Source organism: Methylobacterium sp. J-001 (assembly GCF_022829565.1).
Classification (GTDB): domain Bacteria; phylum Pseudomonadota; class Alphaproteobacteria; order Rhizobiales; family Beijerinckiaceae; genus Methylobacterium.
In genome coordinates this window covers 124,480-143,629 of the sequence record NZ_JAKSYN010000200.1, presented here as the reverse complement: position 1 = coordinate 143,629, position 19,150 = coordinate 124,480, and the positions used below count along the sequence as shown (strand labels likewise).

Below are 19,150 nucleotides of genomic sequence, written 5' to 3'. Positions count from 1 at the left end.
AAGACCGTCAGGGTCATCCGGTGGATCACTGGACGATCACGTCCTTGAACAGCACCGCCTCGACCTTGGCGGGGTAGACGGCGACGTTGACCCGCCGCAGCAGCTCCTCGCGCAGCCGGTAGAGGCCGACCGAGCCGGTGAGGTCGCTCACGCGCAGCTCGCGCATGTAGACCTGAAGGGTGTCCTCGATGCGCGGCATCAGGGGCTTCACCTCGTCCTCGACCCCGGCATCCTTGAGCTCCAGGGCGAGCCGCAGCTTGGCGTACTTCGCCTTCTCCTGCGGCATGTCGGGACTTAAGTTCAGCAGCATCTCGCGCAGCTCAACGAACACGATCGGCCTCTTGCCGTCGGGACCGACGCCCTTGGCGGCGTCCCCATGCCCGCCACCGTGACCGCCCCCGGCGGCCGCCTCCTTGCCTTCGGCGTTACCGCCTTGGCCCATCATCATGAAGGCGCCGCCACCGCCGACCACCAGCAGGGCGGCGGCGGCTCCGATGATCACGAGCTTCTTCTTGCCCTTGGGGGCGGCGTCGGCACCGGCCTCGCCGTCTTCGGCGGCCTTCTTGGGCTTCTTGGCCATGGGAAATAATGCTCTATCGCGGATATCCGCGTGCCGGGTATGCTCGGATATCGAAGCATTACGGTTAACGTGTCGTTAAGCGGGCAAATCCTGCCGGGCCAGGATTGCCGCCACGCAGCTCCAGCCTGTCGACGGCGTTACCGGACCCGCACCCAACCCATTACAATTGAAAGAAAAATCTAGGTCCTCGCCGTTGGCACAGCGGATGCTGAATGGATCGTTGCCGCCACCGCGGCACGCGAGTGTCAGAGTCCACGATGCAGAATGCCCTCTTCGTCGGCGTGTCGAGCCAGATGGCGCTCCAGCGCGAGCTGGACGTGATCTCCAACAACATGGCGAACGTATCGACCAGCGGCTTCAAAGGCCGGAGCACGCGCTTCCAGGAATACCTGATGCCAGTGGCGAGCGCGGATTCGTTCGCCCGGCCCGACCGGCGCCTCTCCTACGTCATCGACCAGGGCACCACCCTGGATCTGGGGCAGGGTCCGATCGAGCAGACCGGCAACCCGCTCAACGTCGCCGTCAAGGGCTCGGCGTTCATCGCGGTCCAGTCGCCCCAGGGCGAGCGCTACACCCGCAACGGCGCCTTCGAGGTCGACCCGACCGGCGCCCTCGTGACCAGCGACGGCTACAAGGTGGCGGGCGACGGCGGGCCGATCACCATCAACCCGCAGGAGACCGGCCTGACGATCGGGACCGACGGCACCGTGTCGACCAATCTCGGCATCCGCGGCAAGATCAAGCTCGTCACCTTCGCCAACCCGCAGCGGCTCACCAACGAGGGCGGCAACCTCTACGCCTCCCCGGAGCCCGCGCGCCCGGCCGGGCTCGAGGGCCGCGTGGAATCCGGTGCGCTCGAGCGCTCGAACGTGCGGCCCGTCATCGAGATGACCCGGCTGATGGACGTGAACCGCTCCTACGCCATGGTGTCGAGCATGATCAGCCGCCTCGACGACCTGCGAGGCACGGCGATCCGCCGCCTCGCCGACGTCGCGTAAGGAGGGCTCGACCGATGCGCGCCCTCTACTCAGCCGCCACCGGGATGGCGGCACAGGAACTGAACGTCCAGGTCATCTCCAACAACATCGCGAACCTGCGCACCACCGGCTACAAGCGCCAGCAGGTCCACTTCCAGGATCTGCTCTACCAGAACCTGCGCCGGGCCGGCTCCTCGACGTCCGAGCAGAACACCCAGCTCCCCGCCGGCCTCGCGCTCGGCTCGGGCGTGAAGACCACCTCGACCGCCCGCGTCATGTCGCAGGGCACGCTGAGCTCGACCGAGAAGGATTACGACGTCGCGGTCCGCGGGGAGGGCTTCTTCCGGGTCACGCTGCCGGACGGCCGGACCGCCTATTCCCGAGACGGCTCCTTCGACCTGTCGGCCACGGGCCAGCTTGTCACCCGCGACGGATACCTGCTCGATCCGGCGATCACCGTGCCGCAGACCGCGACCGCGGTGACGATCAGCGCCACCGGTGCCGTCCAGGCGACGCTGCCCGGGCAGACCGCGCCGCAGGCGCTCGGGCAGTTCCAGCTGTCGCGCTTCGTCAACAAGGTCGGCCTCGAATCGATCGGCGACAACCTGTTCATCGAGACCGCGGCCTCGGGGCCGGCGATCAGCGGCCTGCCGGGAGCGGAAGGGTTCGGTAACCTTCAGCAGAGTTATTTGGAAGAGGCGAACGTCAACGCCGTCACCGAGATCTCGTCCCTGATCGCCGCCCAACGTGCCTACGAGATGAACTCGAAGGTCGTGACCGCCGCCGATCAGATGCTCTCCACCACCTCGCAGATGTTCCGCAGCTGACCGCGCGTCCTGCCATCATTTCAGGTCTCCGCTCATGTATGCTGGCCTCCATCCCGACACGGCCTTCGCCGATCTGCCCCTTGTCAGCACGGCGGCGGACGAGAGCGATCTCAGCCCGATCGTCCGACGAGCCCGCCCGCGGGTGGCCGCCCCCGGCGCCGCGGTGCTGCTGCGCGCGGCGCTCGCTTTCATGACCTTCGCGGCCATCGGCGCGCTGGCGATCCCCGCCATGGCCGAGCCCGGTGCGCAGCAGGCCCAGACGCAGAAGGCCCAGCCGCGGCTGCGCGGCGACGTGACGGCACGGGGCGATGTTCTGGCCCTGGCCGACCTCATCGAGGGCGCACCCGACTCGCTGGCCGCCCGACCTCTGTTCCGCTCGCCGGCTTTGGGCGCCACCGGGACGATCCAGACTCGCCGCATCGCCGATGCGGCCGCCGCCCTGGGCATTACCGGACTGGAAACCGGGGGCCGGATGCAGATCGCCGTGCAGCGCGCCGCCCGGCGCCTGGGGCCGCCGGATCTGGAGGCGGCACTCAAGCGCGGCCTGGAATCCGGCTACGGCCTCGATCCAAGCAGCGTCGCTGTTCGCTTCGACGGCGACGGCCCGACCCTGCTGGCGCCCATCGACCTCGCCGGTCAGGCCACCGCCCTCGACCTGACCTACGATCCGCGCTCGCGCCGGGTCTCGGGCCTCGTGAGCCTGGGCGAGCGGCAGGCCTCGCTGCGGGTCTCGGGCGTCGTGATCGAGCTGCGTGAGGTTGCGGTGCTGACCCGGGCGCTCAACCGCGGCGACCCGGTGCGCGAAGGCGACCTGGTCGTCGAGCGCCGCCCCCGCGAGGCGGTCGCGAGCGACGCGCAGCTCGGCGGCGCCACGGTCGTGGGCGAAGTCGCCCAGCACCCGCTCCCGGCCGGCACGGTGCTGCGGGTTTCCGACACCGCCCTGCCGGAGCTCGTCGCCCGGGGCGAGAGCGTGACCATCGTGTACGAGACCGCCAGCGTCAGCCTGTCGATGCGCGGCCTCGCCAACGAAGCTGGCCGTATGGGCGCCGTCGTCAACGTCGTGAACGTCGCCTCGAAGAAGGTCCTCCAGGCCACCGTGATCGGACCGGGCCGGGTCTCGGTCGGTCCCGGCCCGGTGGCCCAGCAGAGCGCCGGCACCCCGCAAGTCCAGGCGACGGCGTCCCTGCGCTGATCGCCCTTATCGATGCGTCAACGAGTTTCCCCGATGGCCAGTCGCCTTGTCCTGAACCCGCTCGTTGCCGCGCTCATCGCCGGCGCGCTGGGCGCCTGCAACACCGCCGACCGGCTGTCCCAGGTCGGCGCGACCCCGGCCCTGTCGGCGATCGAGGATCCCACGACCCAGCCCGGCTACAAGCCGGTCCGGATGCCGATGCCCGACGTGCAGCCGGTCTCCTACGCACCGAACTCGCTTTGGCGCACCGGCTCCCGAGCATTCTTCAAGGACCAGCGGGCCGCCCGGCTCGGCGATCTCCTGACCGTGAAGGTCAACGTCACCGATCAAGCCAACATCAGCAACGAGACCAAACGGTCCCGGGCCAATACAGAGAGCTTCGGCCTGCCGAATGCGCTTGGGTTGGAGAACAACGCGCTGGGCAAATCCTTCGGTGTCGGCAGCACGGCTCTGCTGGCCGCGACCTCGGCGACCGCCAATGACGGCGCCGGCTCTGTTCAGCGCGCCGAGACCGTGACGACCAATGTCGCCGCGGTGGTCACCCAGGTCCTGCCCAACGGCAACCTCGTGGTCGAGGGCAAGCAGGAGATCCGGGTGAACTTCGAGGTCCGCGAGATGGTGGTGGCCGGCGTCGTCCGGCCAGAGGATATCGAATCCGACAACACCATCGACTCGACCAAGATCGCCCAGGCCCGGATCGCCTATGGCGGCCGCGGCCAGATCACCGACGTGCAGCAACCCCGTTACGGCCAGCAGATCGTGGATATCCTGCTGCCGTTCTGAGGTGCGTCAGTTCGGCTCCTCCGGCTCCGGTCCACGAGTCACATCGAGACCGGAGGCAGCACCAGCCGGAGGGCCGACCTTCACCGGTGTGCCGGTGCGGGCGGATTCGTAGATCGCCTCCATCAGTACCTGGTCCTGCAGCCCCTCCTCGCCGGGGGTGCGGGGGCGCAGGTTCTCCTGGATGCACCGGGAGAAATGGTCCATCTCAAGGGCGAACTGGTTCTTCGGGCTCAGAACCTTCTCGTCGCGGGCGACGGACTTGCCGTCGCGGTGGGAGATGAACAGGCGCTGGCCCTCGTACGCGAAGGCGTTCTGCAGATCGACCGCGGCGTTGCCGGTGTGCAGCGTCAGGCTGCGCGCCTCGTAGACGCCGTAGCTCGACAGGCATTGCGCGATCACGCCGGACGGGAAGTGCATCGTGAAGCTCACCGTCTCCTCGACCTCGCGGAACTTCGGATCGTCGGGCGGCGAATGGATCTGGGCCTGGATCAGGTCCGGCTCCTCGCCGAGGACCGCCCGGGTTGTGTTGAGGCAGTAGAGCCCGATATCCGGCAGGGAGCCGCCGCCCGCGAGCGCCTTCTTGAGCCGCCACTGCTCCGGCAGCCCGGTGGTCTGGCCGTTAAAGGCCTGGATCATCCGCGGGCGCCCGAACTCGCCCGAGCGGGCGAGCTTGATCACCGCGCGGTTGTGCGGCTCGTACTGACAGCGATAGGCAATCATCAGCTTGACGTTGGCCTGGTCACAGGCCGCGATCATGTCGCGACACTCCTGCGACGCCACCGCCATCGGCTTCTCGCACAGCACCTGCTTGCCACCTGCCGCCGCGGCCAGGACGTTCTCCCGGTGCACGCTGTTGGGCGTCACGATGTAAACCGCCTGGACTGCGGGATTGGCCTTGAGCCGATCCCACTCGTCGTAGCCGTAGACGGCATCATCCGGCAGGCCGTATTGCCGAGCTACGAGCCTGGCCTTGTCGGGGGTGCCCGACATCACCGCGGCGAGACGCGAACGCTTGGCTGCTCCGAACGCCGGAAGGATCTCGTCGAGGCTCAGACGCCCGAGGCCGACCACGCAGTAGCCGATGCGCTGACCCGGGGGCTGGGGCGCCGGGCTTGGCGCCGGCGGGCGATCGGCCTGACCTCGCCAGTTCGGAAACATCACGCGCCCGCCTTGGACCGCGCCGGTATCAGCCGGAACCGCGGGACCGGGCTGGGCCGCCTGGGCCACCTGGGCCGCGCCGCCGAGGCTGGCACCGGCCAATGCGCCCCCGGCCGCCAAGAGATTGCGTCGTGAGAGTCGGATGTCGTCCGCCATGAGCCTCGCCGTTCCGCTGAATCCGGGTCACGGCGCCGAATCGCCACGCCGTCGGGCGAGCGTCCGATATCGCTCCTGTCCCCTCAGTGAACGCAGTCCAGCATCCGGTCGTTTCCACCAAGAAGCGCGGCGCGCAGACGCGTGACTTCGGCTTCGCGATCGGCGAGCCGGCGGACGATCGCTTCCGGCGTGTTTGCCGCCCGCGTCGCCTCGAAACCGATGCCGATCACGGTGGCGGTCCGCCAAGCCACGAAGGCCCGCCGGATCTCATTGCGAGAGGGTATGAATAGATCGAAGCAGTCCGGTAGCGTGGCCGTGGGCGGGACACCGAGTTTCGCACCACCGAGCGAGACGTCGCGCACCACGCAATCGATTTCCGGCAGAAAGGCGGCGACCCGGACACGTCCGCCGAAACAGACGCGGCGGCGGGCGGTTTGACGACGCTCGGTCACGATCGCTGTCCTCAGGCTATAGGTCGCTTCGATCAATCGCTCGACAACCTCATTCGAGCCTAGATGGTGCTGTTAGGTCCACCTTAACCTTCGGTTTACCTTAATCGAGTGGTCAGGCTGGGGGCGGCGGATCCGGTGCCTCGACTTCGCCGCGACGCTGGAGCTGGAGGGCGACGAACCAGCACAGAGAGGCCCAGGCCGCACCGATGCACCAACCGGCCACCACGTCGCTCGGCCAGTGCACGCCGAGATAGATTCTGCTGAGCCCGACCAGCAGGGTGAGGCCAACACCAAGTCCGAGCACCAGAGCCTTCGCGCGCCGGTTGCGGTCGATCCGGGCGACCAGCGTCGCCAGGGTCAGGTAGGCAATCGCCGACATCGTGGCATGGCCGCTGGGGAAGCTCGCGGTGAACACCTCCATACCGTGGGGCACGAGATCCGGCCGCGGTCGTTGGTAGAAGAGCTTCAGCACCGTCGAAACCAGTTCGCCGCCGCCCACCGCGGCGAGTACGAATACGCCAATCCGACGCCTCCCGGACACCGCCAGGTAGGCCGCCACCGCGCAGGTCAGGAACAGCACTGTGAAGACGCTGCCGAGCCCGGTGATGTCGCGCATCGTCTCCTCGAGCCAGGGCGGCCCGATCGGGTCGGAGAGATCGGCCGGGTTGCGCAGGGCGAGCAGGATCTTGCGGTCGAGCGCGGCGGTCGAGCCCTCGCCGACCTCGTGAGCGAGATAGAAAAAGCCGTAGCTGAGGATGCTGACGCCCAGGAGGGCGACCAACGGACCGACTTCGTTCAACCGCAGGCGCAGCCAGACGGCCATTGCCCGCCCGGTGAGCGGATTGTGCTGCAAGCCACCCGGCGCCCTCATGGCGCTCTCTCCCCAGTCAGCGTGAGAACCATCAGGCATTCTCCCCGAAGGTCAGCGTAGCGACGGCCTCCCAGGGGCCGCCCAGATAGCGCCACAGCCGGGTAGCCGGCGCCGTGAAGTGGAACGGCGTGAACCCGGTGGCCAAATCGGCGTGGAGCGCACGCGCCTTGTCGGGGGCAACCTTGTTCTGCACCGTCACGTGGGGGCGCCAGCCCTGCTGATCCTGCGGGGTGAGGAAGGGCTCGAAGGTCTTGGCGAGCCGAGCCCGGAAGTTCGACAGCGAAGAGGAATCCAGGACGTAGGCGACACCCCGCCCTGTGAAGCGCAAGCCCGTGACGGCGACCTCCGGGGCCGGCACCGTGCGGGCCAGGGTCGTCACGGCTTCGATCACGCCGCGCTCCCGATCCCCCGGCAGATGGTGGAACAGGGTCGCGTGGGCCGGGATGAAGTTCAGCGCCTCGGGAAAGTGGCGCCGCCGCTCGCCATCGAAGCGGGCGAAGGTCGGCTCGTCGAAAGCGAGGGTCAGGATCAGGGGGGCCGCGTCATGCATGCAGGGCGACATGGCGCCTGAACCCACTCAGGTCCAGTACAGCACCCGCGCAGCCGGCAGATCGCGGGCCAGGCAATCCGCGAGATGCGTGCGCATTGCCTGCATCAACGGCTTCGGGAAGACATGTTTTACCGTACCGAACTTGGTGCGCTTCTCGACGCGGTCAGCTTCGTCCAGGGGCAGGTCCGAGCCGGGATACCAGGCACGCAAGACCGTCTTCGAGATCGGCGTGAACCGATGGGTGATGAGCTCTGCGGTGAGGTCCAGATCGGGGATCCCGGCGAGCGCGTCGGCGGCGTCGCGGATCAGGCCGGCATAGGCGGCCTCCCAACCGGCAACCGGAATGATCGGCGCGATGGTCAGCCCCACCGGATATCCGGCCCGCGCCATCGCTCCCATCGCAGAGAGACGCGCGTCGAGCGGATCCGTGCCGCCCTCGTAACGGGCGGCCGGCCGGGCGTTGACCGAGAAGCGGATGCGCGTGCGCCGGTTGTGCGGCAGGTCAAGGAGCGGCGCGACGGCGGCGAACTTCGTGGTGAAGCGCAGTTGCACAGGCGCGTCCCAGGCGCCGAAATGCCGGATCGCTGCCGAGAGGGAGCCGGTGAGGTGCTCGATCCCCAGCGGGTCGGTGTAGCAAGAGGCCTCGAAGGTCGTGCCTTCATGCGCACGCTCGACCGAAGCCGAGGTCACGGCGCCCTGGCCGGCATAGGCGGCAAGGTTGTCCAGGATCGCGTCGAGATTGGCGTAGGCGCGGGTGACCGGAGGACCCTGGAGCGAACCGGCGAGGTAGCAATACTGGCAGTGGGCCGGGCATCCTTCCGCCAGGTCGAAGCGCCAGTCGGCCGAGGGCGGAATCGGCTGGAGCCTGAGCTTGGTCGGCGGCGCCACCGTGATGGCGAGGGTCGCCTTGGCGGCAATGTAGGCCCGGCGCGGATCGGCGTCGCGCAGGCCGGTGAGGCGGTTGGCCGAAAGCCGCTCCACCGGTAGCCCCATCGCCTCGGCGCGCGCCACCATAGCCCGCCCATGCGCGAAATCCAGCGCGGCCGGGGTCACCAGAACCCGGCGGGGATGCCACAGCCGACCCGGACGGGGCCGTTCCGAATCGGGGCGTTCGGTCGGCAGGGCGGGCATCAGGGCTGGGGACGACGACATGCTTGTCGAACGCAGGCCCTCCGCGTCGGGTCCGCCCCAAGTGTCCGGGTGCGGTGCGGCCGAAGCGCTCGCCGCCGTCGCGGGGCTGGTTCAGCTCAGGCGAGCGTCCGACGCCCGCAGCTCGGAGCCGTTCCCGATTGCAAGCGGATCCGGAACAGATCTAAAGCACCGCCATGGCTGCAGGCAGGGAGAGCGTACATGTCGGCCGCAACGGATGGCTGTTCCTCATCGGCGGCAGCAACCGCGTCATGGACCGCTACCGGGGCGGGCTGCGGCACTGGCTGCTCCTGCGCGGCTGGACGCGGCTGATCGAAGCCCGGGCGCGCCGCGCCGAAAGCCTCGGGATCCGCTGCCTGCACGTGATCGTGCCGGAGAAGCTGTCCGTCTACGATAACAAGGTCGAGGGGCTGCGCTACGCCCCGGCCAAGGCCTCGACCCGGCGCCTCGCCCGGCGCCTCGCCCGGCACCCGGCTTATCTCGATCTCCTCGCGCCCCTCCGCGCGGGTCGCGACGGCCCGACGCCGCTGTATCTGCGGACCGACACGCACTGGACCATCCAGGGTTGCCTCTTGGCCTATCGCGAAATCATGCGTGCCCTCGGGGCGATCCCGCCGGCCGATATCGGGGCGCGGCCACAGATCGTCTCAGAGGCGATCATGGATCTCGGCGAGAAGCTCCGGGAGCGGCCACGGGAGCAGCTGGATCGGCTCATGCTGCAGCGCGACGCGAAACGGGTCGAGGTCGGCTCGATGCTCGCCGCCTACGAGGCGCAGGGGCGTGACCGGGAGGCGCATGTCGGCGCCCATGTCGTTTACCGGAACGAGACGGACGGCGCTGATCCAAGGCGCCTCGTCCTATTCGGCGATTCCTGCGCGCATTTCGACCCGTTCCTGCTGACCGGGCTGCTGGCCGAGAGCTTTCGCGAGGTCCACTTCGTCTGGTCAGCGAGCCTGGATTGGCACTACATCGAGCGCGTGCGTCCCGACATCCTGCTGTTCGAGATCGCCGAGCGCTTCCTGGCCCGGCTCCCGAAGGACGATTTCGACGTGGCGGTGGCGGGCCAGCGCGGAACCAGCGGGCGCGTGGCGCAGATGAAAGCTGCTCCCGCTCAGTAGATCGCTGGATCCAGGCGCGCGAACTCGGTCACGCTCGCAGCCTGGTACTTGGCGAAGGATTCCGGCGCGCAAGCGATGCCGATCATCAGGAGGAGTAGCGTCGCCACGCAGGCCAGCGTCGCTGTGACGAGGTCCGCGTGCCGCCGGAGGGTGTGGATGATCAGGCACCCCAGGGTGAACAGGGCCGCCTCTGCGACGGGCACCAGCGCGAACGACATCTTCCAGCTCCATCCAGTCTCCCGCCGGGCCAAAGCCTTCGCGAGTACGCACCGGCAGGCGGGGGTCGCCTAGATGGCTGATTATGCTGCACCGCAATAGAAGGGGCCGCGCAAACCAGCGTTGCACGGGGCTCTTGAGCGCAGCGCACCAGGGATTGATCGTCCCACGCATGGCCCTTTCCCCGCGGCGCTAGCCTCCCATCTGGCCTCAATCGCCATTTGCAACAGGATACGACCATGGGCCTCCTCGTCGACGGCGTCTGGCGCGACCAGTGGTACGACACTGCCTCGACCGGCGGTCGGTTCGAGCGGAAGGCTTCGTCCTTCCGCAACTGGGTGACTGCGGACGGCGCGCCGGGCCCCTCGGGGGAGGGCGGCTACAAAGCCGAGCCAGGGCGCTACCACCTCTATGTCTCACTGGCCTGCCCCTGGGCCCACCGCACCTTGATCGGTCGCGTTCTGAAAGGCCTGGAGGAGGCGATCACCGTCTCGGTGGTCGATCCGTATATGGGCTCAGAAGGATGGGTGTTCGGCGACACGCCGGGGGCGACGGCAGACCCGATCCATCAGGCGAGCCGCCTCTACGACGTCTACCGGGCAGCCGACCCGACCTATACCGGCCGAGTCACGGTGCCGGTTCTGTGGGACCGGCACCGCGCCACCATCGTGTCGAACGAATCCGCCGACATCCTGCGGATGCTGAACGGCGCCTTCGGGGGGACAGGGCCGGAACTCTACCCGGAGGACCTGCGCGCCGAGATCGATTCGATCAACGCGCGGGTCTACGACCGGGTGAACAACGGCGTCTACAAAGCCGGCTTCGCCACCGCGCAGGAGGCCTACGCGGCCGCGTTCGAGGCGCTGTTCGCCGAGCTCGACGCCCTGGAGGAACGCCTCGATCGCGGTCGCTATCTCTGCGGCGACAGGCTGACCGAAGCCGATATCCGGCTATTTACAACGCTGGTGCGGTTCGATGCAGTCTATGTCGGGCACTTCAAGTGCAACCGGCGCCGGATCGCCGATTATCCGAACCTGTCGAATTATCTGCGCGACCTCTATGCGCTTCCCGGCGTCGCCCCGACCGTGAACCTCACCCACATCAAGCGCCACTATTACGAGAGCCACCCGACCATCAATCCGACCGGGATCGTGCCGTTGGGACCGGATCTGGACTTCTCCGCTCCGAACGACAGGGCCCTCCGCTTCGGCTAGCGCTCGACGTCCCGGACGAATAGGCACGCCCGGCTCGACAGGAAGCCGCCCGAGCCTAGTTCGACGGCAAACGGAGGAGACCCGGCCCACCATGACCATACGCCTGCGCCTTGCGCTGCTCTGCACCCTTCTCAGCCTGCCGAGCGCGGCGCAGGCCCAGGCGGCGCTCAAGCTGGAGGGGGCCTGCGAGAAACTGGTCGTCGACGGACGCGACCTCAGCGCGTCCTGCAGCAACGTGCTGGTCAACGCGGTGAGCCGCAACCGCACGAGCTTCGACTTCTCCGCGGCGGACGGCCAGGCGCTGAGCTTCAGCGGCAACGGTGCCCAGCAGGAGGCCACCGAGGAGACCGACCCGCTGCAGCCGATCAACCTCGTGATGGTCGGCAAGGATGGCGCCCCGACCCTGGCGATCGGAGCCTGTCGGTTCTCCACACCGGAGCCGGGCCGCACTGCGATCACCTGCGAGGCGAGCACTTCGGACGGCCATGCCTATGCAGGGACTTTCGTCACCGCCGCGAAGGCTGCGGAGAAGGCAGTTCCTGGGACGCCGGCTCGCTGAGTTTGGGCTGGTCAGAGCGCGTCCGAAGCCCCATCTAAGGCGCTCCACGAAAAAAGTTCCGAAGCCAGGCCAATGCTGAATGACACCCTCGCCGGCGGCGCTGCCCCGGCCGGCGATACCGCTGCCCTGATCAAGGATACGACGACCGCAGGCTTCCGGCAGGATGTCATAGCTGAGTCGATGCATCGGCCTGTCCTGGTCGATTTCTGGGCGCCGTGGTGCGGCCCCTGCAAGCAGCTCACGCCGGTCCTGGAGAAGGTGGTCAAGGCGGCCAAGGGCGCAGTTGCCCTGGTCAAGATGAACATCGACGATCATCCCTCGATCGCCGGCCAGCTCGGCATTCAGTCGATCCCCGCCGTGATCGTCTTCCAGAAGGGCCAGCCAGTCGACGGCTTCATGGGCGCGGTGCCGGAGAGCCAGATCAAGGAGTTGATCGACCGCGTCGCCGGCCCCGCTCAGGATCCGGTCGAGCTGGCGCTCGCCGACGCCGCCGCCCTGATTGAGGAGGGCGACCTCGCGGGCGCCTCCGAGATCTACGCGGCCGTGCTGGAACAGCAGCCCGACAACGTGACGGCGCTCGCCGGCCTGGCGAAAATGCAGCTCGACGCCGGCGAGATCGAGAACGCCAAACGTGTGCTGGCGATGGTCCCGGAGGCGAAGGCCGCCGATCCGGCGCTCGCCGGCATCCGCGCTGCCCTCGAACTCGCCGAGCAGGCGGCCTCGCTGGGCGATCTTGCGGGTTTCCAGCGGGAGATTGAAGCCAACCCGGACGCGCATCAGGCGCGGTTCGACCTCGCCCTGGGCCTCGCCGCCGCGGGCGAGCGGGGTCAGGCAGTCGATCACCTGATCGAGCTGCGCAAGCGCGACAAGGACTGGAACGAGGACGCCGCGCGCAAGCAGCTGCTGCAGTTCTTCGAGGCCTGGGGCGTGATGGATCCCGATACGATCCGGGGACGGCGCAAGCTCTCGGCAATCCTGTTTTCGTGACGCGTCGACGCGCACTGGGACGGATCGTCCGCCCCAGCTTTCGGTCCGGCTTCGGGTCCATCGGGGAAGCGCCATGAGCACCCACGCGAGCTACAAGGGCCCGGCGGATTGCCCCGCCGTCATCCCGGTCTTTCCGCTGCCCGGCGCACTGCTGCTGCCGCGCGGTCAGATGCCCCTCAACATTTTCGAGCCGCGCTACCTGTCGATGATCGACGACGCGATGCGCACGGACCGGATCATCGGGATGATCCAGCCCGATCCCGAAGGCTCGGGCGCGGCCAATCCGAAGCTCTTCCGGGTCGGTTGCGCCGGACGGATCACGCAATATGCCGAGACCGGTGACGGCCGCTACCTGGTTTCGCTGACCGGCATCAGCCGGTTCCGGCTGGAGAGCGAATTGGTCTCGACCAGTACCTACCGCCGTTGTCACGTCTCCTACGACGACTTCGCGGTGGACTTCGAGCCGCGGGCGGGCGAGGAACAGGTCGACCGCGACGGCGTCCTCAAGGCGCTGCGCGACTTCGTGGACTCGAACGACCTGAAAGTGGACTGGGCCGGGATCGACGAGGCGCCCGACGAGGCACTGGTCAACGCCCTCTGCATGATGAGCCCGTTCGGCGTCCGCGAGAAGCAGGCGATGCTGGAGGCCCCCGACCTCAAGACCCGGGCGGAGATCCTGATCGCGGTCACGCAGATGGAACTGGTTCGCGGCTCCGGCCCCGAGCCGACGATGCAATAGGCTGCACGACCAATGACCAACGCTCTCACAACCGCCGTCGAGGCGACGCGCGTGGACCCCAAGCTCCTGGAAATCCTGGTCTGCCCGCTGACCAAGGGCACGCTGGAATACGACTCCGCCCGACAGGAGCTGATCAGCCGTTCCGCCAAGCTCGCCTACCCGATCCGCGACGGCATCCCGATCATGCTGCCGGAAGAGGCACGCCCGCTGACGGATTGAGGGCCGCAAAAAGCCCGATCCAACGATGACGCGCGTCTCCCTCCCCCCTCTGCGGGGGAGGGTGGCCCCCGAAGGGGATCGGGAGAGGGGGGCGACGGTGCGGAACAGAACGTCGCCCGTTATGCTGGTCGCGCCCCATCCTGAACCCGGGTTCCCCTCTCGCGGGACTTCGTCCCGACCCGGCCTAACGGCCGGCCCACTCTCCGCCGCAGAGGTGGGAGGGAGACGCGCCTGGGGTTGGCCTTGGCCACCATCCGGCAGCGATGTGTGAACATCATAGCTTCTACGGGGGAGGAAGAGGCGCATGTGTTGCGCCCCTGTACCCATTCATTGAAGATCCAAACACGAACTTCGAACGGACACCCGCCCGCTCCGCGAATACCGACAAGCAATCGCAAAACGCAGCGTGGCTATTTCCGTCCCATCCGCCCGCAGATCCTGATCTCACCTCAGAAACCACGCGGTCATACTCTCGCCGCTTCTCGCATTCAGCATCGAGTCATCCTCCATCGACGAGTGTGACCCAGCGCGCCATGACGGGCGGCGCGTGCTTTGCTGAAAGAGAATCCTGCATGATCAAGCTGGTCGCCGCCACGGCTCTCGCCGCCGGCCTGTCCTCCATGGTCTCCCTCCCAGCCCAGGCTGAGCCGGGGGCGAACAACGGGACATGGTCGGTGGAGTTGGTGACGGAAAGCGGCCTGTGCAGCGCCCGCTATTCTTACGCGCTGGCGATCCGTGAGGGTCAGGTGCAACTCGTCTCGGGCAGTGCGGGCGCGCGGGTGAGCGGCCATGTCGGCGCTGACGGGAGCGTCGGGCTCGCCGTCACCAATGGGACGGCGAGCGGCACCGGGACCGGCCGGCTTCAGGCCGGGACCGGCTCGGGCACCTGGACGGTCGCGTCCCTGTGCTCCGGCCGCTGGACCGCGCGGCGCCGGGATGACCGTACCGCGCAGACTGACTGATCGCGCTCAGGCGGCTCCGGCGAGCCAGGTCCGCGCTTCGGCGAGACGCGCGCGCTCGAACACCTTGATCTGTGTGGGCGAGACGAAGTTGAAGGTCTCGGCCAACGCCTTCAGCCAGGGTGCATCCGTCACCAGGGCGACATGGCTGACGCTCTTCATCATCGAAATGCCGAAGCGCGGGTCCTTGAAGAAGGCCGCCGGCTCCATGCCTTCGAAAGCGCGGATGTCCTCAAGCAGCTTGATCTTGCCGCCCTTGTCGAGATCCGCCTTCATGGCGTTCATCGCGGTGTTCATCTCCTCGTCGGAGATCTTGCCGTCGACCACGATCTCGGCGACGTTCGAATCCGGCGTCTTGGTATAGGTCAGCACTGATCGCTCCTCCGGGTACCGCACGCGTCCCGCCTCCGGCATCCGGAAGCGGGTCCGCCGCCCGTGTCCGCAGTGTCTTACAAAAAGCTCTGCGGGTCGACATCGATCGCGACCTTGACGTTGCCGCGCACCTTCGGCCCGCGGGCAATCCAGGCCCGTAAATAGGTCTGCATGTCGATATTGCGCTCGGTCTTCACCAAGAGCCGGAACCGGTAGCGGCCCCGGACCAGGGCGAGCGGCGCCTCAGCCGGCCCGAGCACCATCACGCCCTCGGGCGGGTCGGCGGCGCGGGCGAGTGCCTGGCCATGGGCCTCCGCGACCTCCCGCTCGGCGGCCGAGACGATCAGTGCGGCAAGCCTCCCGAACGGCGGCAGGCCCGCCGCCTCGCGGGCCTGGATCTCCTCCTGGTAGAAGCGCTCGGCATCCCCGGACAGCAGCGAGGCGATCACCGGGTGCTCAGGCTGGTAGGTCTGAACCAGCGCCCGCCCTGGCTTGTCGCCCCGCCCGGCCCGGCCGGTGACCTGCTGGAGCAGCTGGAAGGTGCGCTCCGCCGCCCGGGGATCGCCCGAGGTCAGGCCGATATCGGCGTCCAGCACCCCGACCAGGGTCAGGCCTGGGAAGTTGTGGCCCTTGGCCACCAGCTGCGTGCCGATCACGAGATCGCACTCGCCGGCCGCCACAGCCTCCAGCTCCTGCCGCAGACGGTCGGCGCCACCTGGAAAGTCGCTCGACAGGACGACGATGCGGCGGTCGGGAAACAGCCCGGCGGCCTCCTCGGCGATCCGCTCGACCCCGGGGCCGCAGGCCGTGAGGTTGTCGAAGGTGCCGCACTCGGTACAGGCGTCGGGCCGCCGTTCGGTGTAGCCGCATTGGTGGCAGACGAGCGCCCGCCGGAACCGGTGCTCCACGAGCCAGGTCGAGCAGTTCTTGCACTGGTAGCGGTGCCCGCAGGCCCGGCACAGGGTGAGTGGCGCGTAGCCCCGGCGGTTGAGGAACAGCAGCGCCTGCTCGCCACGCTCCAGGGTGGCCTTCACGGCGTTGACCAGCGGGGGGCTGAGGAAGCGGCCGCGCTCGGGCTGGTCCTTGCGCATGTCGATGGCGGCGATGTCGGGCAGACGCCGGCCGCCGAAGCGCTCCGGCAGCAGGACGTGGCGATAGCGGCCGCGCGCGGCGTTAACCCGGGTCTCGATAGAGGGCGTCGCCGAGGCCAGGACCACCGGGCAGCCCTCCAGGCGTCCGCGCACCACCGCCATGTCGCGGGCGTGGTAATGGACGCCGTCCTCCTGCTTGTAGGCGGCCTCGTGCTCCTCATCGACCACGATCAGGCCCAGGCGAGCAAACGGTAGGAACAGCGCCGAGCGGGCGCCGACCACCACCAGAGCCTCGCCGGCCGCGACGGCTGCCCGCAGGCGCTCCCGCCGCTTACCGCCGATGCCGGAATGCCAGGCCGCCGGCCGGACCCCGAAACGCTGGGCGAAGCGGTCGAGGAACTGAGCCGTCAGGGCGATCTCGGGCATCAGGATCAGCGCCTGCCGCCCGGCCCGGATGCAGGCCGCCACGGCCTCGAAATAAACCTCGGTCTTGCCTGAGCCGGTGACGCCCTCGAGCAGGACCGGCCGGTTGTCGGCCGCCTCGGGCTTGGGATGCTGCCAGGGGAATGCCTCGACCAGTTCGGTCACCGCGTCGGCCTGGGCCGGAGAGAGCGGCGTGCGCGGGAAGTCAGGATCGGGAGGCGGGGCGACCGGCTGGGCCTCGACCGCAACGGTCTCTAGAACGCCGTCGTCGATCAGGCCGTCCACCACCGAGAGTGAAACCCCGGCCTCCTTGGCGAGCGCGCTCTTGCCGCGCAGTTCGCGGTCCACTGCGACCGCCAGGACCTTGGCTCGCGCCGCGGTCGGCCGGGTCGGCTGCTTGTCGGTGAGGCGCACCGCCACCCGGGCGGTCTCGGCGGCGGCGGCCTCGTCGGGCAGGCGCAGCACCATGGCGAGCGCCGACCCCTTCGGCGCGAGAGTGTAGCGGGCGATCCAGTCGACCAGGCTGCGCAAGGGCTCGGAGAGCGGCGCGTAGGGCAGGCGGCCGGTGATCGGGCGCAGGTTCGAGCCGCCCGGCGTCTCGGCCAGGCCCCAGACCACGCCCACGATCTCCCGGGGCCCGAGCGGGACCTGCACCACGTCGCCGACCGCCAGCTCAAGGGTGCCGGGCACGACGTAGCTGTAGGGCGCATCGAGCGCCAGCGGGATCAGGATCTCGGCGACAAAGGGCATGCGGGGCGTATCGGGCGGGTCCGTTCCGGGTCCGTACCACAGGGCCGGGAAAAGAACCCGCGGCTTCAGTCATCGCGTAGGCCCGGCACCAGCGGCAGGGCGGCGAGGCTGAGCGCCGCCATCGCCCAGAAGGCCGAAGCGCCGAACGCCCCGTAGAGCGCACCGGAGGCCAGGGTCGCGAGCACGCCGGACAGGCCCAGCGCCACGGTGCCGTAGAGCGCCAGGGCGGTGGCGCGGAGTTCCGGCGGTGTGGCGGCCTCGATCAGACCGAGGCAGGCGAGATGCAGGAGCGCGAAGCTCAAGCCGTGCAGGGCCTCCGCGGCAGCGATGAGCGGGACCGCGGTGGTGGAGGCGAGCACCGCCCAGCGCAGGGCGCCGGCACAGGCCGCGACCGCGATCCCGGCGGGCAGGCCGATCCGTGCCAGCAGCGGGGGACCGGCGAGGAGGAAGACCAGCACCTCGGCGGCCACCGATCCGGACCAGAGCAGACCGGCGGTTCCAGCCCCGATTCCGGCGCCGCGCCACAGGATCATCGCGAAGGCGTCGTGAAGGGAATGGGCGCCGATCACCAGCGAGCCTGCGAAGAGAATGCGACGGAAGCGTGCGAGCCGGAGCAACTCGTCGAAGTTCTGGCCAAGCCATCCGCCGACCTTCGCCGAACCGTCCCGAACCGGAAGGGCCAGGGCCGCGGCGGCTGCCGCGACGAACAAGCCGCCGCCCGCGATCAGGGCAGCGGCCAGGCCGGAGGCGGCGATCAGCCAGCCGGCGGCGGCGGTGGCGGCGATGAAACTGGCCGAGCCGGCAGCCCGGACCCAGCCATACTGGAACACCGTCCCACCCCGGGCGGCGGCGAGCGCCAGTGCGTCGGCCAGGGGCGCCGGCGCCGCGGTTCCGGCGGCGTAGAGCAGCGCCGGCCCGAGGAGTCGCCAGAACCCGACGCCGGGCAGATGTGCCAGAACCGCGAGACCGGCGAGCGCGACGCTCGCGGCCAGGACCGGGCGGCCGGCACGGCGCCGGTCGGCGACGGCGCCGGACAGAGGCCCGACCACGATCCGCAAGGCACCTGCGGCGGCGAGGAGGGTGCCGATCTCACCCGGACTGAGGCCCCGGGCCGCCAGGAATCCGGGCAGGATCGGAGACAGGATGCCGTAGGCGCCATAGAGGGTGGCGTACAGGACGAGGAAGCGGGCCAGACCGCCCCGCCATCCCGTGCAGATCGCGCCCGGATCCATCGGGGCGCCGGGTCAGGATGCCGGCGGGGGGCAGGGGGGCATGCGGGTCCGGTCGGTCGGGCTACGAAAAGATAGCCCAGACAAGCGTATTCGGAGTGCCGACGCAAATCACGCGGGCGGCTGGACTATAGATCCGGCCACTGCCCCAAAAACTTCAGGATGAAGGCACGGGCGGGACAAGCATCGCGCCGGCCACGTCACAGCGTTGGGCCGAGCGACGCGATCCGGTCCCCCGCGCCATCCCGGCGCGCCCCCCCTCACGAATGCCGGCGAACCGCGTAGCGGTAACGGCGGCCGTGCTCGTCCAAGAGTTCGCTGTCGGAGCCCTCCTGCCAGACGACCTCGTCCTTCGGCCCCTTGGCATTGGTCAGGGTCGCGCCTCGGACGATGTCGAGGCTGAGGCCGAAGCCGTAATTGGTGGCGGTGGCGTCGGTGATCGCGGCCGAAATGTCGGCCCCGTCGGGCAAGCAGGCAAACAGGACGCCGTCGGCGATGGCCAGGGTGTAGGTTTGCACGGAGGGCTCCGGAGATCGAGGCGAGGGGGGCCGGCACGTGAGCCCCCCAAGCTAGGAGACC

At 68.9% G+C, this 19,150-nt stretch carries 22 protein-coding genes; 11 read left to right on the top strand and 11 right to left on the bottom strand.

Features of this window, described 5'->3' with window-relative positions; translation table 11 throughout:
• Positions 1 to 25 precede the first annotated feature (25 nt).
• Positions 26 to 580, bottom strand: a complete 555-nt coding sequence (gene fliL, locus MKK65_RS25020) for a flagellar basal body-associated protein FliL (protein WP_243960692.1) — start codon at positions 578 to 580, stop codon at positions 26 to 28.
• A 257-nt stretch (positions 581 to 837) separates the two neighbouring features.
• On the opposite strand from fliL, the gene flgF reads away from it, so the two are divergent.
• The 4 genes from flgF to flgH are packed head-to-tail and all read left to right on the top strand — an operon-like array spanning position 838 to position 4,359.
• Entirely contained in the window at positions 838 to 1,578 is a 741-nt protein-coding gene (flgF, locus tag MKK65_RS25015) for a flagellar basal-body rod protein FlgF (RefSeq protein WP_058192986.1), read from the top strand.
• Positions 1,579 to 1,592: 14 nt separating this feature from the next.
• The gene (flgG, locus tag MKK65_RS25010) at positions 1,593 to 2,384 is read left to right on the top strand and encodes a flagellar basal-body rod protein FlgG (protein ID WP_007564701.1); all 792 of its coding nucleotides are present in this window, start codon (positions 1,593 to 1,595) and stop codon (positions 2,382 to 2,384) included.
• A gap of 34 nt (positions 2,385 to 2,418) precedes the next feature.
• Entirely contained in the window at positions 2,419 to 3,576 is a 1,158-nt protein-coding gene (flgA, locus tag MKK65_RS25005) for a flagellar basal body P-ring formation chaperone FlgA (RefSeq protein ID WP_243960690.1), read from the top strand.
• 33 nt (positions 3,577 to 3,609) lie between these two features.
• Positions 3,610 to 4,359, top strand: a complete 750-nt coding sequence (gene flgH, locus MKK65_RS25000) for a flagellar basal body L-ring protein FlgH (RefSeq protein ID WP_058192988.1) — start codon at positions 3,610 to 3,612, stop codon at positions 4,357 to 4,359.
• Positions 4,360 to 4,365: 6 nt separating this feature from the next.
• Here flgH and MKK65_RS24995 read toward each other — a convergent pair whose 3' ends face one another.
• From MKK65_RS24995 to MKK65_RS24975, 5 genes are all read right to left on the bottom strand, one after another.
• Positions 4,366 to 5,673: a Gfo/Idh/MocA family protein gene (locus tag MKK65_RS24995; protein WP_243960688.1), complete on the bottom strand. Its 1,308-nt coding sequence runs from the start codon at positions 5,671 to 5,673 to the stop codon at positions 4,366 to 4,368.
• Between the two features lie 83 nt (positions 5,674 to 5,756).
• Entirely contained in the window at positions 5,757 to 6,161 is a 405-nt protein-coding gene (locus MKK65_RS24990) for a PilZ domain-containing protein (protein WP_243960686.1), read from the bottom strand.
• A 76-nt stretch (positions 6,162 to 6,237) separates the two neighbouring features.
• Positions 6,238 to 6,996 (bottom strand): phosphatase PAP2 family protein, encoded by a 759-nt coding sequence (locus tag MKK65_RS24985; RefSeq protein WP_243960684.1) that lies wholly within the window; start codon positions 6,994 to 6,996, stop codon positions 6,238 to 6,240.
• A 31-nt stretch (positions 6,997 to 7,027) separates the two neighbouring features.
• Positions 7,028 to 7,546, bottom strand: a complete 519-nt coding sequence (locus tag MKK65_RS24980; protein ID WP_243961001.1) for a 2'-5' RNA ligase family protein — start codon at positions 7,544 to 7,546, stop codon at positions 7,028 to 7,030.
• Positions 7,547 to 7,573: 27 nt separating this feature from the next.
• On the bottom strand, positions 7,574 to 8,698 hold the full coding sequence (locus tag MKK65_RS24975) for a radical SAM protein (protein WP_409565495.1): 1,125 nt from the start codon (positions 8,696 to 8,698) through the stop codon (positions 7,574 to 7,576).
• Between the two features lie 173 nt (positions 8,699 to 8,871).
• Here MKK65_RS24975 and MKK65_RS24970 point away from each other — a divergent pair, with 173 nt between their 5' ends.
• Positions 8,872 to 9,813 carry an alginate O-acetyltransferase AlgX-related protein gene (locus tag MKK65_RS24970; protein ID WP_243960682.1) on the top strand — a complete coding sequence of 314 codons (942 nt, stop codon included), beginning with the start codon at positions 8,872 to 8,874 and terminating at the stop codon, positions 9,811 to 9,813.
• Here MKK65_RS24970 and MKK65_RS24965 read toward each other — a convergent pair.
• Positions 9,807 to 10,031: a hypothetical protein gene (locus MKK65_RS24965; RefSeq protein ID WP_058192993.1), complete on the bottom strand. Its 225-nt coding sequence runs from the start codon at positions 10,029 to 10,031 to the stop codon at positions 9,807 to 9,809. The two genes, MKK65_RS24970 and MKK65_RS24965, sit on opposite strands and share 7 nt — an antisense overlap.
• Before the next feature lie 237 nt (positions 10,032 to 10,268).
• Between MKK65_RS24965 and MKK65_RS24960 the strand changes: the two genes are divergently transcribed.
• The 6 genes from MKK65_RS24960 (at position 10,269) to MKK65_RS24935 (ending at position 14,709) form a co-directional block, all read left to right on the top strand.
• A complete protein-coding gene (locus MKK65_RS24960) occupies positions 10,269 to 11,243 on the top strand; it encodes a glutathione S-transferase family protein (protein ID WP_243960681.1) in 975 nt (324 codons plus the stop codon).
• Between the two features lie 91 nt (positions 11,244 to 11,334).
• Positions 11,335 to 11,802, top strand: coding sequence for a hypothetical protein (locus MKK65_RS24955; protein WP_243960679.1), 468 nt, complete (start codon positions 11,335 to 11,337; stop codon positions 11,800 to 11,802).
• 72 nt (positions 11,803 to 11,874) lie between these two features.
• Positions 11,875 to 12,789 (top strand): thioredoxin, encoded by a 915-nt coding sequence (gene trxA / locus MKK65_RS24950; RefSeq protein ID WP_243960677.1) that lies wholly within the window; start codon positions 11,875 to 11,877, stop codon positions 12,787 to 12,789.
• Positions 12,790 to 12,862: 73 nt separating this feature from the next.
• A complete protein-coding gene (locus MKK65_RS24945; protein WP_243960675.1) occupies positions 12,863 to 13,528 on the top strand; it encodes an LON peptidase substrate-binding domain-containing protein in 666 nt (221 codons plus the stop codon).
• A gap of 12 nt (positions 13,529 to 13,540) precedes the next feature.
• The gene (locus tag MKK65_RS24940; RefSeq protein WP_058192998.1) at positions 13,541 to 13,747 is read left to right on the top strand and encodes a Trm112 family protein; all 207 of its coding nucleotides are present in this window, start codon (positions 13,541 to 13,543) and stop codon (positions 13,745 to 13,747) included.
• 572 nt (positions 13,748 to 14,319) lie between these two features.
• A complete protein-coding gene (locus MKK65_RS24935) occupies positions 14,320 to 14,709 on the top strand; it encodes a hypothetical protein (protein WP_243960673.1) in 390 nt (129 codons plus the stop codon).
• A 6-nt stretch (positions 14,710 to 14,715) separates the two neighbouring features.
• Here the strand turns inward: MKK65_RS24935 and MKK65_RS24930 are convergent, their stop codons facing one another.
• The 4 genes from MKK65_RS24930 to MKK65_RS24915 form a co-directional block, all read right to left on the bottom strand.
• On the bottom strand, positions 14,716 to 15,078 hold the full coding sequence (locus MKK65_RS24930) for an STAS/SEC14 domain-containing protein (protein ID WP_243960671.1): 363 nt from the start codon (positions 15,076 to 15,078) through the stop codon (positions 14,716 to 14,718).
• 77 nt (positions 15,079 to 15,155) lie between these two features.
• A complete protein-coding gene (locus MKK65_RS24925; RefSeq protein ID WP_243960669.1) occupies positions 15,156 to 17,342 on the bottom strand; it encodes a primosomal protein N' in 2,187 nt (728 codons plus the stop codon).
• Between the two features lie 65 nt (positions 17,343 to 17,407).
• Positions 17,408 to 18,574, bottom strand: a complete 1,167-nt coding sequence (locus MKK65_RS24920) for an MFS transporter (RefSeq protein ID WP_243960667.1) — start codon at positions 18,572 to 18,574, stop codon at positions 17,408 to 17,410.
• A gap of 257 nt (positions 18,575 to 18,831) precedes the next feature.
• Positions 18,832 to 19,089 carry a hypothetical protein gene (locus MKK65_RS24915; RefSeq protein ID WP_058193003.1) on the bottom strand — a complete coding sequence of 86 codons (258 nt, stop codon included), beginning with the start codon at positions 19,087 to 19,089 and terminating at the stop codon, positions 18,832 to 18,834.
• Positions 19,090 to 19,150: the final 61 nt, after the last annotated feature.